Raw genomic sequence first — 282 nt, 5'->3', positions numbered from 1 at the left:
ACAGCCATTAGCATCGACATTTACAGATACCGGTGCAGCACAGTTTACAAAAGACGGATTGATCTTATCGGTTACAGTCACAGTTTGCGTACAAGTGGCCGTATTACCAGCACCATCGGTTACGGTCCAAGTGACCGTTGTTTCTCCTAATGGGAATGAGGCAGGTGCATCATTAGATATGGATGTTGTGTTACAGTTCTCATCCACAGTAGGCGTTCCAAGATTGACATTAGCGGCATCTGTAGAACAGCCATTAGCATCAACATTTACAGATACCGGTGC

General features: G+C 45.4%; 1 protein-coding gene. It reads right to left on the bottom strand.

Translation table 11 applies throughout. The annotated features are described in order from the left end of the window. Nucleotides 1–282, bottom strand: a 282-nt coding sequence (locus ACNG5D_RS16070; RefSeq protein WP_418184542.1) for an HYR domain-containing protein, incomplete at both ends; no start/stop codon positions are given.

The sequence above is a fragment of the Algibacter ulvanivorans genome (assembly GCF_048381495.1).
Classification (GTDB): domain Bacteria; phylum Bacteroidota; class Bacteroidia; order Flavobacteriales; family Flavobacteriaceae; genus Algibacter_B; species Algibacter_B ulvanivorans.
This window is presented reverse-complemented; position numbering and strand designations above follow the sequence as displayed.